General features: G+C 44.1%; 11 protein-coding genes and 1 pseudogene. 5 read left to right on the top strand and 7 right to left on the bottom strand.

The features are described 5' to 3' along the window. Positions 1–7: 7 nt before the first annotated feature. Positions 8–553: a glutathione peroxidase gene (locus tag VFDL14_RS00110; protein ID WP_050487512.1), complete on the bottom strand. Its 546-nt coding sequence runs from the start codon at positions 551–553 to the stop codon at positions 8–10. A gap of 187 nt (positions 554–740) precedes the next feature. Here VFDL14_RS00110 and VFDL14_RS00115 point away from each other — a divergent pair, with 187 nt between their 5' ends. After that, entirely contained in the window at positions 741–1,448 is a 708-nt protein-coding gene (locus VFDL14_RS00115; protein WP_032553830.1) for a GntR family transcriptional regulator, read from the top strand. 84 nt (positions 1,449–1,532) lie between these two features. Here the strand turns inward: VFDL14_RS00115 and VFDL14_RS0123605 are convergent. Both VFDL14_RS0123605 and VFDL14_RS00120 read right to left on the bottom strand, forming a co-directional pair. Continuing rightward, positions 1,533–2,626 (bottom strand): annotated as a pseudogene (locus tag VFDL14_RS0123605) (carbohydrate porin). A 707-nt stretch (positions 2,627–3,333) separates the two neighbouring features. Further along, positions 3,334–4,533, bottom strand: coding sequence for an enolase C-terminal domain-like protein (locus VFDL14_RS00120; RefSeq protein ID WP_032553828.1), 1,200 nt, complete (start codon positions 4,531–4,533; stop codon positions 3,334–3,336). A 260-nt stretch (positions 4,534–4,793) separates the two neighbouring features. Between VFDL14_RS00120 and VFDL14_RS00125 the strand changes: the two genes are divergently transcribed. The 3 genes from VFDL14_RS00125 (at position 4,794) to VFDL14_RS00135 (ending at position 7,925) form a co-directional block, all read left to right on the top strand. After that, complete coding sequence (locus tag VFDL14_RS00125; RefSeq protein WP_032553826.1) at positions 4,794–6,227, top strand: PTS transporter subunit EIIC; 1,434 nt, start codon at positions 4,794–4,796, stop codon at positions 6,225–6,227. A 101-nt stretch (positions 6,228–6,328) separates the two neighbouring features. After that, on the top strand, positions 6,329–7,309 hold the full coding sequence (locus VFDL14_RS00130; protein WP_032553825.1) for a sugar kinase: 981 nt from the start codon (positions 6,329–6,331) through the stop codon (positions 7,307–7,309). Continuing rightward, the gene (locus VFDL14_RS00135) at positions 7,296–7,925 is read left to right on the top strand and encodes a bifunctional 4-hydroxy-2-oxoglutarate aldolase/2-dehydro-3-deoxy-phosphogluconate aldolase (protein ID WP_032553824.1); all 630 of its coding nucleotides are present in this window, start codon (positions 7,296–7,298) and stop codon (positions 7,923–7,925) included. The genes VFDL14_RS00130 and VFDL14_RS00135 overlap by 14 nt, the downstream gene beginning before the upstream one ends. Positions 7,926–8,018: 93 nt before the next feature. On the opposite strand, the gene VFDL14_RS00140 is transcribed toward VFDL14_RS00135, so the two are convergent. Next, positions 8,019–9,332 (bottom strand): ABC1 kinase family protein, encoded by a 1,314-nt coding sequence (locus VFDL14_RS00140; RefSeq protein ID WP_032553823.1) that lies wholly within the window; start codon positions 9,330–9,332, stop codon positions 8,019–8,021. 469 nt (positions 9,333–9,801) lie between these two features. On the opposite strand from VFDL14_RS00140, the gene VFDL14_RS23740 reads away from it, so the two are divergent. Further along, entirely contained in the window at positions 9,802–12,156 is a 2,355-nt protein-coding gene (locus tag VFDL14_RS23740) for a putative bifunctional diguanylate cyclase/phosphodiesterase (protein WP_050487511.1), read from the top strand. Positions 12,157–12,250: 94 nt separating this feature from the next. On the opposite strand, the gene VFDL14_RS00145 is transcribed toward VFDL14_RS23740, so the two are convergent. The 3 genes from VFDL14_RS00145 to choW form a co-directional block, all read right to left on the bottom strand. After that, positions 12,251–12,748, bottom strand: coding sequence for a MarR family winged helix-turn-helix transcriptional regulator (locus VFDL14_RS00145; RefSeq protein WP_032553822.1), 498 nt, complete (start codon positions 12,746–12,748; stop codon positions 12,251–12,253). A gap of 300 nt (positions 12,749–13,048) precedes the next feature. Further along, on the bottom strand, positions 13,049–14,257 hold the full coding sequence (gene choV, locus VFDL14_RS00150) for a choline ABC transporter ATP-binding protein (RefSeq protein WP_050487510.1): 1,209 nt from the start codon (positions 14,255–14,257) through the stop codon (positions 13,049–13,051). A gap of 2 nt (positions 14,258–14,259) precedes the next feature. Further along, positions 14,260–15,102 carry a choline ABC transporter permease subunit gene (gene choW, locus VFDL14_RS00155; protein ID WP_032553821.1) on the bottom strand — a complete coding sequence of 281 codons (843 nt, stop codon included), beginning with the start codon at positions 15,100–15,102 and terminating at the stop codon, positions 14,260–14,262. Between the last annotated feature and the right edge of the window lie 33 nt (positions 15,103–15,135).

The raw sequence follows: 15,135 nt of genomic DNA, 5'->3' as shown, positions 1-15,135 counted from the left end.
CGCCTCCCTACAGTTGCTGCTCAATGGCATTGACTAAAGTAGCGCTTGAAGGTGAAGTCGAACTTCCGAATGTCCCTACTACATTGCCATCTTTATCAATCAGGTATTTGTAGAAATTCCATCGCGGAGCAACGCCTGCTTGCTTCTTGATTTCACTAAACACTGGGTTGGCGTCAGGCCCAGAGATTGAAGAGCGCGCCATCATCGGGAATGTCACGCCATAATCTAGATAACACACTTTGGCACTGTCTGCCTCACTGCCTTTGTCTTGACGGAAATCATTGCTAGGGAACCCAACCACTGTGAAGTTCTTATCTTTGTACTCCTGATGGAGTGCTTCAAGCTGACCAAACTGAGACGTGAATCCACACTGGCTTGCTGTGTTGACGACAAGTAAGGTCTTGCCACGAAACTCCTCACACAAGTTAACCTCATCAGTAGAGTTCAAGAGACGTTGTGAGCCTTTTAGTATATCTGGGCATGATGACGCGTTAGCCACAAATGGTAGCGTGCTCAGACAGAGTGTAGCCAAGCTAAGTTGATATTTATTCATCCGTGTATCTCAGTTAGTAACAATATTGGTTTTACTAGTTAAGGTCGGTTTTTGATCACTTTCCAGCGTGATTTCCCAACATGCTGTTTCACCTTATGTGTTAGAATTTTGAACCACAGGCAGTGCGCTGAGTCTCTGATTTAGCTAACTATAATTTAGTCATGATGAGTGTTTTTGGGTTCTGAGAATGAAGAAGTATGAATTAGTTGTTCAAGATATTGTTAGTAAGATCTGCCAGAACAGCATCAACCATAAACTCCCAGCAGAAAGAGAACTCTCTGAGATCTATGGGCTGTCTCGATTTACGATTCGTAAGGCTTTGGCTAAGCTCGAAGCGATCGGCATGGTCAAATCTAAAGTGGGGTCAGGTTACTTCGTTAATACCGCACTTATCGGCACACCGCTTGTTTACAACTCAATTACTGAGAACAGCTTCGAAGAGATCTCCTACAAAAAACTTCAGCTTAATAAAGCTCTCCCTGATCAACATGAACAGCAGATATTTTCACTCACAGATGATGAGTACATCTGGAAAATTAGACGCCTACGATTGATCAACAACAAAGTGGTGCAAGTAGAAGAAGCAAGAATACCCGTTCGTATATTCCCCGAGATGAACGCCGATATCATCGAAAGCTCCATTCAAAAGCATGCCTTATCTATCGGGCTTGAAATCGACAGCTACCTCACCACCTACCAAGCAGTAAATGTTTCGAAAGATGATGCTGAATTACTTGGCTGTAAGAAAAACGCTGCGGCAATGAATATTACCAATCGAGGGTTCTTGGCTTCAGGCGAACTGTTTATCGTCAGTGATATTATCGACATCAACTACCAATGTACCTATCACACACCATTCAATAGCGAAAGCATGAGCTATAGAGATAAGAAGTAACGAGTTTAAAAACGGCAAGTTACACGATACAAACAAAACAACCCGCTCGATGGCGGGTTGTTACTATTTGCTTATGCGCAATTCTTAGAACTCGTAGTACAAACGTACACGTGCACCAAAGTCATCATCTTCTGAGAATGCACTTACGTTATTAGTCTTGTTTTCGACCGTGGTGTAATAAGTGCCCAGTAGGATAGAGAAATCCTCAACTTCTAATACGTTTTGGAACTCGTAAGACGCATAACCTGTGTTCACTTTTACATCGCCTTGTGCCCATGTTGAGTCATACTCATTCGCACCATAAACATAGCCCAAGCCAAAATTGTTATACAACGCGTTCAAACCAACGCTGGCATTAGTCTCATCAACGGCATCAAGGTAAGCAAAGTTAGCGTTTACATTCCATGAACCATGGTTCCAGTTACCCGTCAAACCATAACCGGTACGATCTGAAATGTCCTGCCGTTTACATCAACAATCGCATCACTAATTAGGTTAGTTTCCACCGATGCCGCGACTGTAAAATCACCCATGTTATACGCGACAACTGGACGAACAAGGAACGAGTCTTTCGCGTTGTCGTGGTCTACGGCTGTGCCGTGATAAGTATCAGAGAATAGATCTGAACGGTCACCAATCATGGTTCCGATTTCTAAGTAAAGGTTGCCAAAGCTCTGGTTATACATCAGCTGACCATCTGAGCCACGACCTCGTGCTTCCTTCATCTGGTATACGTAAGCACTATCACCAGTGTATAGCTCATTCGAAGTATCACCGGAGTATTCAAGGAATACATCTAACCCGACAGGGAACATATCGTATGCTTCAAAACGACCCGCTTTGATCGCCCAGCTATCTTTCTTACCAAACTCAAAATAAGCATCATCGAGGGCAACATTACCCGTACTCTCGAATAGAGGCTGCGCCTTTACTCCTACATAGTGACCACTTGTGGTGTACTTCTCACCGGCGAACTCAATCAGAACTCGGCCATCTTGGTTGAACTCTGCATCGCCGTTTTCGTTTGACTCTCTATCTTGGTAGTTAAAGTTCAATTCAACGTTACCACCAACTGAGAAGTTCCCCTCTTCATTATCCACAATTGCGATACCTGCATTGGCAGCCATTGCAGATGAAACCAGTAGCGCAGCTAAAGACAGCTTGAATGTGCTTTTCATATTAACCCTATATAGCATTTTATAGTAATGTGTTGCATAGCAACTTTCTGATAATCAAGTTGAAGTTTATGGACAGTATTCGACTTAATTTCTACGACGTATATTTACGAAATAACTAAGCGCTCACAATGCTATGGAATTATATTTGCAGACCTAAATCACTTTTTTATATTTATCTTAAAACCCTTTACTTTCAATAAGTTAAAAATAAAAACAAATGGATAAAATAAAACATTATCTATTTAATAAGACAAAAATAGATAATGTATGAATTGTGAAAAATCATTGTTTACCTCTGTACAGAAAATCAATATAAACCCAATCCATGATTAATGAATATGCACAACACCTTTCATAATTAAAATAATACTGAAATTAGCTTGTAGGATATGATTGGCATAGAGAGCAACCTATATTCATATTTCTCTTTTGCTAATGAAGTAATATTTTTAGTTTAATAAGTTGGGAACAATGAACGTTGATATACGAGTGTCCACACTACAGGGATACTTATAGTCAAATTAATAATATATCTGGTATAACGTTATTAGAAACTGCTTGATAACAATGGGAAAGTATAGGCTTTTCTAGTGAAGATCATAAGCTTTGAAGAGGCTATTATTCATTGATAAAGCTAAACATTACTTATAAGAACTTTACATAAAAAAATAGCCACTGAACGTGGCTATTTGATTTGAGGGTAATTTCTATGGTGTATGAATTGCACCATCTGGGAGTCGGCTCTGTGTCCACTCGTGAGGACGGTACATCACTGGGAATTCCTGTGCCATTTCACGATCCATTTCGACACCGATACCAGCGATCTCTGAAGCGTATAGGTAACCATCAACGGGTTCTGCTGCGTTCGGGAATACTTTATGAGTGTTAGCGTTGTACTCCACATGCTCTTGAATAGCAGCATTATGTAAGTGCACATTTAAGTGAGTGTTTACTGCTGCACCGATTGGTGTCATATCTGGCGGACAATGCCATGCAATACGCACACCGAAGGTCTGACATAGATGCCCCAATTTCAGAGCTGGTGTAATTCCACCAATCTGTGAAACGTGACAACGGATGAAGTCAATACGGCGATTAACAATCAGAGATTTCCACTCTTCAGGATTGTTAAACAGCTCCCCCAAGCCCAATGATACCGAGCTTTGGCTACGAATGTTATCTAGCCACTCCGTTTGGTTTGGCGGCAAAATGTCTTCTATAAAATAAGGTTTGTATTGCTCAACCTCTTTGGCAAACTGAATAGCTTGATTTGGGAATAGGCGCTCGTGCACATCATGTAAGATGTGGAATTTATTGCCATATTTCTCTCTCAACGACTTAAACATGGTTAAGGTATTGTCCATGTACTGATCTTGGTCGTAATACGAACCTTCAGTCGGGTTTTGAGTCGCATGTAACTCCGTCGGTACACCACCATAGAAGCCTAATTGACAACGTATATGACGATAGCCTTTATCTAAAAATGAATCGACTAGGTCATAAATACCTTCCATCGTATCGCTGGTTGCATGTGTATAGACTGGAATAGCATCGCGAGCCTTACCACCAAATAGTTGATGCAGCGGCATGCCAGCAAGTTTTGCTTTGATATCCCACAACGCCATATCAACGCCAGATATCGCATTATTAATAACAGGACCATTGCGCCAATATGCATTAACCATCATCATTTGCCATAAGTCTTCAATATTATTGGCATTTTTTCCAATGAGAATAGGTTTTAAATATTCGTCAACCATGGTTTTTACAGCCAATGGCCTTTGTTGGAATGTCGCACAACCAAAGCCAGTCACACCCTCATTCGTTTCAACGATTACGGTAATGAGGTTATGTCTATCTGGTTTTGTAATAACGCATTGGACGTCAGATATAATAGTTTCTTTCACAATTAAATAACCTAAACTTAGTCAATTCCTATTATCTAACCGTGTTAAAAACCACATTTCAAGCGCTAAATTTTGGTCAAAAATAATTGGTACGTTAAGTGATTTTTTTTCACAAACAAAACATACCAATTGCCGAAAAATGGTAAAAAATAAATTATTAGAAATTTAATTGTGATTGGGATCTCTTTTTATCCCATTGGATTAAAAACGCTTATCGCTATGATTGCTCGAGTTAAATATCTCCCAGTAACAGGTGTTGTATGCAAATTGTTGAAAAGAATGATGCTGTTATTAATAACTCAAAGTCATCACCCAAAAAGAAAAGTTTTAATGAAAATATACAGTTATTAGTCTCTGCTCTTGGCGGTGAAGATAACATTGTGAGTATCACTCACTGTATGACTCGATTGAGATTCAAATTGGCAGATGAGTCTTTGGCTGATGAAGATGCTGTCAAAGCGATTTCAGACGTAAAAGGCATGGTAAGCCAACAGGGTCAAACTCAAGTGATCATCGGCGTAGAAGTTGAAAAATGGTTTAACGCGCTGTCAGGCACACAACAAGCTGACGACTCTGTCGCTGACGAAATAGAAAAAGGCAAACTGTTCCAAGGCGTGATGCGCATCGTCGCTGGTATCTTTGGTCCGGTTGTTCCTGCTATCGCGGGTGCCGGTATGCTGATGGGTTTGTTATCAGGGCTTATCGCGACCAATGTTATCTCTGAAACCTCAGATACGGTGTACTTCTTCCGCTCTATCTCTGTAGCTGTGTTTTTCTTCCTACCTATGCTGGTCTCTTTCTCTGCAGCTAAGGTGTTTAAAGTTAATGAATACATCGCACTAGCAGTTTCTTCAGCCATGCTGGCGCCACTGCTGGTTGAGAAGGCAACACTACTTAAAGACGCTGGCGCTGCGCCAGAGCTAACAGTGCTTGGTGTTGTGCCTATCGAACTGCTGAACTACGGCGGGGCGATCGTACCCGCTATTTTAGCGATTTGGTTGCTGTCTAAGGTGACTCCTCTCGTTGACCGACTAGTACCATCTTCAGCAAAACCGGTATTTACCCCTCTACTTGCGTTTACCGTGACTTCAACAATCACCCTATCTTTTGTTGGTCCTGCAGGTATCTGGCTAAGTAACGGTGCTGGTTGGGTGATGAGCTCACTGCTTGAGATCTCGCCTACGCTAACAGGCTTTATCTTTGGTCTAACTCGCCCGATCACGATTGTGTTTGGTATCCACCACAGCATGACTCCAATCAGCCTCAACAACTTCGCGTTGTACGGTAAGGATCTGCTAATGCCAATCATGTGTCTGGGTAACATGGCGATTGCGGGCGCAACCATGGCTATCTGGCACAAACAACGTAAGTATGTTTCTAAAGAGCAGTCTTCAATTACTGCGGGTTCAAGTGTCACGGCTATCTTAGGTATCACAGAGCCGGCTCTATTTGGTGTTCTAACCAAGTACACCAAAGCAATGATGACTGCGAGCCTAGCTGCCGGCGTATTCGGTGCTATTTCTGTAACGATTGACACTCACCTAACGAGCTACATTCTATCTTCGGTATTCAGCTTACCTGCTTACCTAGCTAGCGGTACTCAGAACTTTGTTCAAGCACTGATGGGCGTAGTAGGTGTATTTGCACTCTCTTATGTTCTGACAATGCTACTTGTAAAGCTCGACAATAAGTAAATCCCCTAGCCTCACCACTGTGGGGTTAAACGAGCCAAGCGTGATCGTCGCTCCTGATGATCACGCTTTACTTCTCTAACCTTCATTCTAAGGTTTATTCTATGACCCATATCGCAATCATCGGCGAATGCATGATTGAGCTAAATGGTGCGCCCTTTGGTAACATGCTCCAAAGCTATGGCGGGGACACACTGAACGCCGCGATATATTTGAACCGCAGCCTCAACAAACAAGGTGTCGCTTTTTCTGACGTTCGTACTAGCTACGTAACCGCGCTTGGCACCGATTCAATCAGCCAAGAAATGACCCGTCGTTGGCAAAATGAAGGGATATCAACAGACCTTGTGCTAAGCGACCCCAAACGCTCTCCAGGGCTCTACCTAATTCAATTGGACGATGAGGGCGAGCGCACCTTTCTGTATTGGCGCAATGACTCCGCGGCGCGCTATATAGTTCAACACCCTGAATTTACGGATGTAATGACTCAGCTTGATAATGCTGACATGGTCTTTTTCAGCGGAATTTCTCTGGCCATTTTGCCTGACGCAGACCGAGTTGAACTGCTAGCCAAGATAGACAAGTTACGTAACAACGGCGTTAAGACTGCATTTGATAGCAATTACCGCCCGAAACTTTGGCAAAGCATCGCTACAACCCAAGAAGCGTACTTACTTGCTTATCAAGCGACCGACATTGCACTCGTTACCTTCGATGACGAACAATTGATTTGGCAAGACAAAACGCCGCAAGACACAATTGCTAGACTGCATAAACTCGGCGTACAAATCGTAGTCGTTAAGATGGGCTCTGAGGGATGCTTGATCAGCGAAAATCCAAACCAAGATCCTGTCTCTATCCCAACAACACCGGTAACCAACGTGGTTGATACGACCTCTGCGGGAGACTCATTTAATGGTGGATTCCTTGCACGTTACCTAACTGGCGGAAGCGTTGCACAAGCGTGTCAACATGGTAACGCGCTGGCTGGATCAGTCATCCAGCATCATGGGGCAATCATCCCACAATCTGTCACAGACACTCTTTCTACTCTTATCGAGAAATCAACTCATGCCAACTATTAACGATCAATTAAAAGCACTAAAAGTAATTCCAGTTATCGCCATCGACAACGCGCAAGATATTATTCCACTCGGCAAAGTGTTAGCAGAAAACGGCCTACCAGCAGCTGAAATCACTTTCCGCTCTGACGCGGCGGTTGAAGCCATTCGCCTACTGCGCGAAGCACAACCTGACATGCTTATCGGCGCAGGGACTATCATCAATGGTGAGCAAGCTTTGGCTGCTAAAGAGGCAGGGGCAACCTTTGCAGTGTCACCTGGCTTTAACCCAAACACTGTAAAAGCTTGCCAAGAAATTGGTATCGACATTATCCCTGGGGTGAACAACCCAAGCACAGTCGAGGCTGCTCTAGAAATGGGATTAACAACACTCAAATTCTTCCCTGCAGAGGCTTCTGGTGGCATTAGTATGGTCAAGTCATTGGTTGGTCCATACGGTAATATCCGACTTATGCCAACGGGCGGAATTACACCAGGTAACATCGATAACTATTTAGCGGTGCCAGAAGTACTTGCTTGCGGAGGAACATGGATGGTGGATAAAAAGTTGGTAGAGAACAAGCAATGGGATGAGATTGCTCGCTTGACCCGCGAAATTGTAGAGCAAGTCAAACGCTAAACAAATAATGGCCAGCCCCTGTTAGGTTCTGGCCTTTTTACTTTTACTCAGCTCTCGATACTTCACCTACGCCCACGTCAACTTGTACCGCTATCAGCTGTTTAGATAGGGGGCCACCAGCTGTCGGATGTTGACATTGGCGCCAATTCTCGCAGCCAACAGATACATGCCTCCAATTTTTCTGTGAAGGAATAAGGCGTCAACAGGAGGCGTGTGCCAATACTCTTGCTCCATACTCAAAATCGTTCCCGCTTCTCGCAGTCGCTTGGCAAGGTCACTGCTCTTAAAGTCATACTCACCTTCGACCAGCATAGGCTCACAAGCCATTTTAACGAGGTTCAGTACTGCTTGCCGTTGGCTATCAACAATGGTGTCGCTAAAGAAGCCAATATCTTCCAAAGCTCGATTAAGACCTATTTCATCGCCTTCAATCACAGAGCGAAACACCTGACGATAACCGTTACTGAATTTATCGCTGTATTCTCGCGTCGCTCCAAAATCGAGCAAGCCGATCTGGTTAGTTTTTTCGTTATAGAGATAGTTCGCGAAGTTAGGGTCGGTTTGCACCATCTTGAGTTCAAATAGCTCCTTAAACAGCAGTTCAAGCAGACTCGTCATAACAAAATTGCGCGTTTCCTGTGACGCATGTTCTACCGATTCGACCGATTGCCCCTCAATAAACTCCATTGCAAGCACTGCATCAGAAGAACTAGGTAGATGAACTTTCGGTACAACAAAATGAGCATCGGCCTGCAACGCTTGATGGTAACGTATCGCGAATTGCGCCTCTCGTTGATAGTCGGCTTCATCATGCAGCTGCTTTTTTGCCTCTTCCAACAAGCCTTTGTAATCCACTGATTCGGGAATCAATCCGACAACTTTTAACAAAGTGCCAACGTTATCGACATCGCTATCAATACTCTTGCGAATGCCAGGATATTGCACCTTCACCGCCAACTTATCACCCGCGTCACTGTACGCTTGATGCACCTGTCCAATTGAGGCGCTCGCGATAGGCTTGAAGTTGAAAGCGATATATTCCGACTTCCAATCCGATCCTAGTGAATTTTCCAAAACCTGATTCAGTTGTTTGGAAGGAAGAGGGTCCGCATCCGAGCGCAGCCTACTTAATATGTCCGCAAGTTCCGGTTCAAGAACATCACCAGCATCCATCGACAGCATTTGGCCAAGCTTCATTGCCGCTCCTCGTAGATGCGCAAGCTGCTCGGTGAGACGGCCTATATTCTGTGGTGTCAGCAATAAGTCTCGTGCTTTCGGTCGGTTGCCTTGTACGATCTGCTTGGTCCCTTCAGTTAACACATTGCCAGCAACACGAGTCGCCAGCGACGCAAACTTACCGAAGCGTGAAATTCTGTGGGTTGGGATATTTCTTTCTTTTGCCGACATAAAGACTCCGTCAAAGTTAACTGCTCTGTATACGAACAGAAACGTACTTCGGATGATTACAAATACGATTATTTACATGAGTTACGTATCCCTCAAAAGTAACATAGTTACACTGTGGGGTTTTATAAAATGCCCCGCCAAATCAAAGAGCCACTTGCAGTAGTTAATAAGTTTAATGAGATAGGCTTAACTCTCCCCAATGAAAGGCGACTTTATTTTCAAACACACTCCGAAAGCTGATATTAAAGTCACTTACCTGAACAAGCCAAGTGCCATAAGACTTTGAAAATTAATAAATCTATCTATTATCTTTCCAATTCAAACAGTAGAAACGTGATATTCAGTCACGGACTTAAATTCTCTCTCAAATCCCTTTGCAAAGGTCGGAGATCTGACCTAACTTCAATTATGTGCAAAGTAGCATAACAGTCGGTAACCTTGGAGTACGACTGGGAGATTGGAGTGTTATATGGATTTAACGAACAAAGCCGCTCGCATTTTTATACCCGCCATTTTCATCATTGTCTTCTCAAGTGGCATTGCTTACTACCTGTCTTACGAAAAGCAAATTAAAAACCAAATCGTAAGTAAATGGTGTGTACAACTTGAGTTTGTCGTTAAGCAGATGGGAGAAGAGCTTAGGGATCAGAAAGCCTTCTTGAACAACATCGCGGAAAGAGAGAATTTTATAAAACGCGCAGACTTGAATCGAACAGTCTACGACGCGTTTGCATCGATCGATACACAGCTTAGTAGCACACGGTTTGACTACAACACCAACAATTCATACTCCTTTGCCATCATCGATTCGCACTCTAACCTCATTGCGAGCTCAGTGCAAACTTTAGAACATCAATCAAATCAGCTGTTTCTCGATACAGGCCGTACCTACCTCACTGATCCCAACAATTCGGAAAAGCTCTCTATCATCGATGGTAAGCTCTATGCTATTACCGCTCACACTTTAGAGGGCTACCAAGACCGCATTGCAGTTCTCATATTACCAATTTCTGTATTCGATGGCTTCAAAGCGACCTTGAAGGAACAGCTCCCCTTCGGATTCTCTTTTGACTACCGCTTTCTAACAGGGCAAGAACGAAGCATGTTTTCGTCGCACGAAGCGGAACCGTTAGTGGTTGCTCTGACGAACTATCACGCCTTTGATAACCATGCCATGAAGATGGAAGTGGATTACTCTGACGGGGTCGCTTTCAAACACATGGACCCTTTCATCTCGGCATCCTTACATGTTTTCCCTGAAAATTACCAAAGTCAACTCAACCAAGCCAAGATTTCGATAGGGGGCGTTACCTTAGCCATTACATTGTTCCTAATTAGTGGCGGCTACTTTCTATTTTATAGACAAGTGCTCCAGCCTCTTCAGGCGTACACTAGAGAACTCAATGCACTAAAACCCAATGAAAATACTCAACCAAACAAGGAAGGCCAATTAGATCCAAGCTATCAATCGGTATTTGAACGCGTCAAAACTCTGGTGGAAACCGATGCGCTTACTGGTCTTGATAATCGAACTTTCTTCATGCAAAACCTAAAAAGGCTACTCTCTGAAGAGCATCACGGTGCCAGTTACCTTATCTATATCGACCTCGACAAATTTAAGGCGGTGAATGATAACTATGGTCACGATGCAGGTGATGAGCTCTTAGTACGCTTTGCCTCCTCGACTCAACAAATTCTGCAGCGCTCACGCGGACGTCTATTCGAATCTTATCTATTTGCTCGACTCAGTGGCGATGAGTTCGCAATATACACCTACGGTATAACTCGCCTCTCCGATATTTTGAGCGTACTTGAAAGCATTGAAGCGCAGTTCGAATCCAACTTTTTCCTTGGGGATCAACGCTATCGCGTAGGTATCAGTTTGGGTGTAGTTGAAATCAATGAACACAATGAGAACCTCACTACTGACTCTTTAATGATTCAAGCAGATAGAGCCATGTATGTGGCGAAAGAGTCTGAGGCTCGCCACTACTTTTATAATTCCGATCTCGAAGAAGTCGTCGCCAAAGAGCAACTTATCGAGCAGACGTTACTTAAAGCACTCAACGAAGACGGATTCTGCTTCTCTTTCATGCCCATCATCAATGCGCCTTCTAAAACCTTACGTGGTTTCGAACTGCTACTGCGCTGCCCTGAGCTAGCCAAGCAGAATATCGGTCCCGATGAGTTCATCCCTTGTGCCGAACGTACAGGTATTATCCGCGATATCGACATGTGGGTAATAAGCAATGGCTTAATGGCTGCGAAACGACTTATTGATAGAGGAAACCGTTCGCTCAAATTCTCGATTAACATCTCTAGTTTAGAGTTGATGTCACCGGGTTTTCCTGCCGACGTCAATCGTATGCTAATCAGCACTGGAGTCCCTGCCGAGAATATCGAATTCGAGGTTACGGAAACGGCGTTCGTTCCTGACGAAACCACTGAATTGGACGTGCTATTTGATCTGAAAAAAATTGGGGTGGACTTAGCCATTGATGATTTTGGTACTGGCTTTACCTCTTTCAACCAATTGATTCGTTATCCGTTCGATACCTTAAAGATCGATAAATCCTTTGTTGATCAGATCTTCAATAACAACCCATCCAAGCAGGAGATGGTGAATGTGTTGTATCGCCTCGCGAAAAACTACTCTCTTAAGGTGGTTGCTGAAGGAGTCGAAACCAGAGAGCAAGAAACTTTCCTCACTCGCTTGGGTTGTAACTACCTGCAAGGTTACTACTATGGAACTCCTGTCACCGAGGACGATGTATTAGGTCTGATTGCTAAGTTCCAGAACCGACAAGAGACAAAGAATAAATAGCCGAACAGACTCAACACCAACGAAAAGACCACGCTCAAATGCGTGGTCTTGTATTCGAATCGAAACAGTTACTTCAGCTTGATACTTCAGTTAGTTATTTCGCTGACTCGTCCGTTTTGACAGTATTTGTGATGCCTTCGAGCTGCAGAACTGGCGCAGCATCAATATCCTCTGCGTTCATCATCGAAGAGATACGCTGCATAGAAGAGAGAAGTAGACTCTGCTCCCATGGCTCTAAGTTCTGGAATTTATTAACAAAATTATCTTGAAGTGGCGGTGGTGCACTGTTTAGCAGATCTTGACCTTTTTCGGTTAGATTCGCATGAACTTTACGTCTATCCGACACACTACGTACACGTTGCACATAACCATTCTGCTCAAGACGGTCGATGATGGTAGTCGTGGTTGCCTGACTCACATTGGTGTGATTCGATAGCTCTTTGATCGTCACATTACCCATCTCTTGGATTGCTCTCATTAAAATCAATTGAGGGCCAGTCAAACCATACTCTTTACTCAGCTTCTTCGAGTGTAAATCGATAGCGCGAATAATTTGGCGAATAGCGACCAGGATTTCGTCATGTTTGTCCAAGATGCAGACCTTTGTTCTTATATGCTGTGAGTGATTTTACAATGCAAAGAAAACCATCGCCTTTATGCTGCCAGCAAGATGGAAATTACACTGTAAATTGATAGATTACTTCATTGATTTTTCCGCATTGTACTTATGTTCAGACTATTCTCAATCTTTTCTCAAACCCTAAACCTGCGTCGCGTGGCAGTTTTGTGAAATCACATAGGGTAGAGCACGATTGATACATAACTGTGAGGTAAATGAGACAACCATTTCGAGCTCTCTCATTTACCGATTAGCGACTGGAGATTCGATTTCCTAAGCCGCATTATTGAGCTGAAAATTGCCCGTCAACGCGCTATAGAACTCGCTGTCATCTAAAATGCCCACCAACTGTTGGTCTTCCACCAGCAAGATTGGGTAATCACTTTGCTGTTTGAGTTTGATTGCGTCACGCATACCAATTTCAGGGCTGGCAACAACTAAGGTTGACGGCTCAAGATCAAGCTCATCCGAATCTGACGCCTGCCATGTATGAAGGTTAAGATCATTCTCTCCTTTAATGGTAAGCGCCCCTTCAACTTGTTCTACCCACACATCTTTGCTCGCGCATACTTTCCAGCTATCGTCTTGCTGCTCTAGCGACTCAAGAGGCTGCATTAAAGATCGTCCTTTAAGCACGTTCAATGGATTCGTATGAGCAACAAAGTCCTTCACATACTCAGTTTTTGGCTTGAGTACGATCTCTTCTGGTTTGCCATGTTGAATCAGTTTGCCTGACTCCATGATCGCAATGTTGTTGCCGATTTTAAGGGCTTCATCGAGATCATGACTAACGAACAAAATGGTTTTATTGAGCTTGTTCTGTAGAGTAATCAGCTCGTCTTGTAGCTGCGCACGAATCAGAGGATCAAGTGCAGAGAAGGGCTCATCCATCAGCAGAATATCAGTATCCATCGCGAACGCTCTTGCCAGACCAACACGCTGCTGCATGCCCCCTGATAGCTCGTGGGGGAACTTGGTTTCCCACTCTGCAAGACCCACCATTTCTAGCTGCTCACGCGCTTTCGCTCGGCGTGCGTCTTTCGCCATGCCTTGCATTTCCAACCCGAACGCCACGTTATCTAAAACGGTAAGCCAAGGCATAAGAGCAAACTTTTGAAATACCATAGACACGCGATGTGTACGAAGGTGGCGTAACGTCGTTTCATCACACTGGGCAAGATCGACCTGTTTGTCGCCATCCTTCACTTCCAGTGAGCCACGACTGATTGAGTTCAAGCCATTCACCGCGCGCAGCAGCGACGACTTTCCAGAACCGGACAACCCCATCAACACACAAATCTCACCCTCTTGAATACTCAAAGACACATTGTCGACCCCAACCACTTGGCCCGTCTCATCGATGATCTCTTGGCGAGACTTACCTTGGTCGAGTCTTTCAAGTGCTAATTGGGTATTATCACCGAACACGACATCGAGGTTTTTAATGGTAATCGCATCCATTTTTTGCTTGTCATGACTCATGCTTAAGCCTCCTTCTGGTTCGGTGTTTTACACAATCGATCAAGGATTATCGCTACGAGAACAATCGCTAAACCGGCTTCAAAACCTTGAGAGATGTTCACTGTATTCAATGCACGAACAACCGGTTTTCCTAGACCATCCGCACCTACTAGCGCTGCAATTACCACCATCGATAGCGACAACATAATGCACTGAGTGACACCAGCCATGATGCTCGGCAGAGCCGCAGGCAACTCAACTTTCATCAAGAGTTTCATTCGGCTCGCACCAAACGCCTTGCCCGCTTCGATCAGCTCTTCTGGCACCTTGGTTACTCCGAGATAAGTCAAACGAATCGGTGCTGCAATGGCAAAGATAATGGTCGAGATAAGCCCCGGTACAATCCCTAGTCCAAACAGTACTAAGGTTGGGATCAGATAAACAAAGGTTGGCACGGTTTGCATCAAATCTAGGATCGGCCTTAACACGGTATAGAGCCATGGACGATGTGCCGCCATAATGCCCACTGGAACGCCAATTAATACGGAAATCGTTGTCGCAGCGAAGACGAGGACAAAGGTTTCCAGCATTTCTTGCCAGTAGCCAAGATTAAGAATGGTCAGCAGCGCCGCCACAACAAACACCACCAGTGAGATCTTACGATGCAGGTACCACGCAAGAGCTGCGGTGATTAAAATCGGTAGAGCCGGTGGCATCCACTTAAACACATCAACCAGAAACAGAATAACCGTCTCTAGAAAAATAGAGATGGCATCAAACAGCCCTGCCGCATTGATGGTTAGCCAGTCGACGCCCGCTTCCATCCATTGACCCACTGGGATTTTGTTGTCGGTAATAAAATTCACAATATTGCCTTTTCTATGGTGAGCTGCGAATAC

Origin of the sequence: Vibrio fortis (genome assembly GCF_000695685.1) — a bacterium.
GTDB lineage: Bacteria > Pseudomonadota > Gammaproteobacteria > Enterobacterales > Vibrionaceae > Vibrio > Vibrio fortis_A.
The sequence above is the reverse complement of the archived record's forward strand: the minus strand, read 5'-3'. Positions and strand labels throughout refer to the sequence as shown.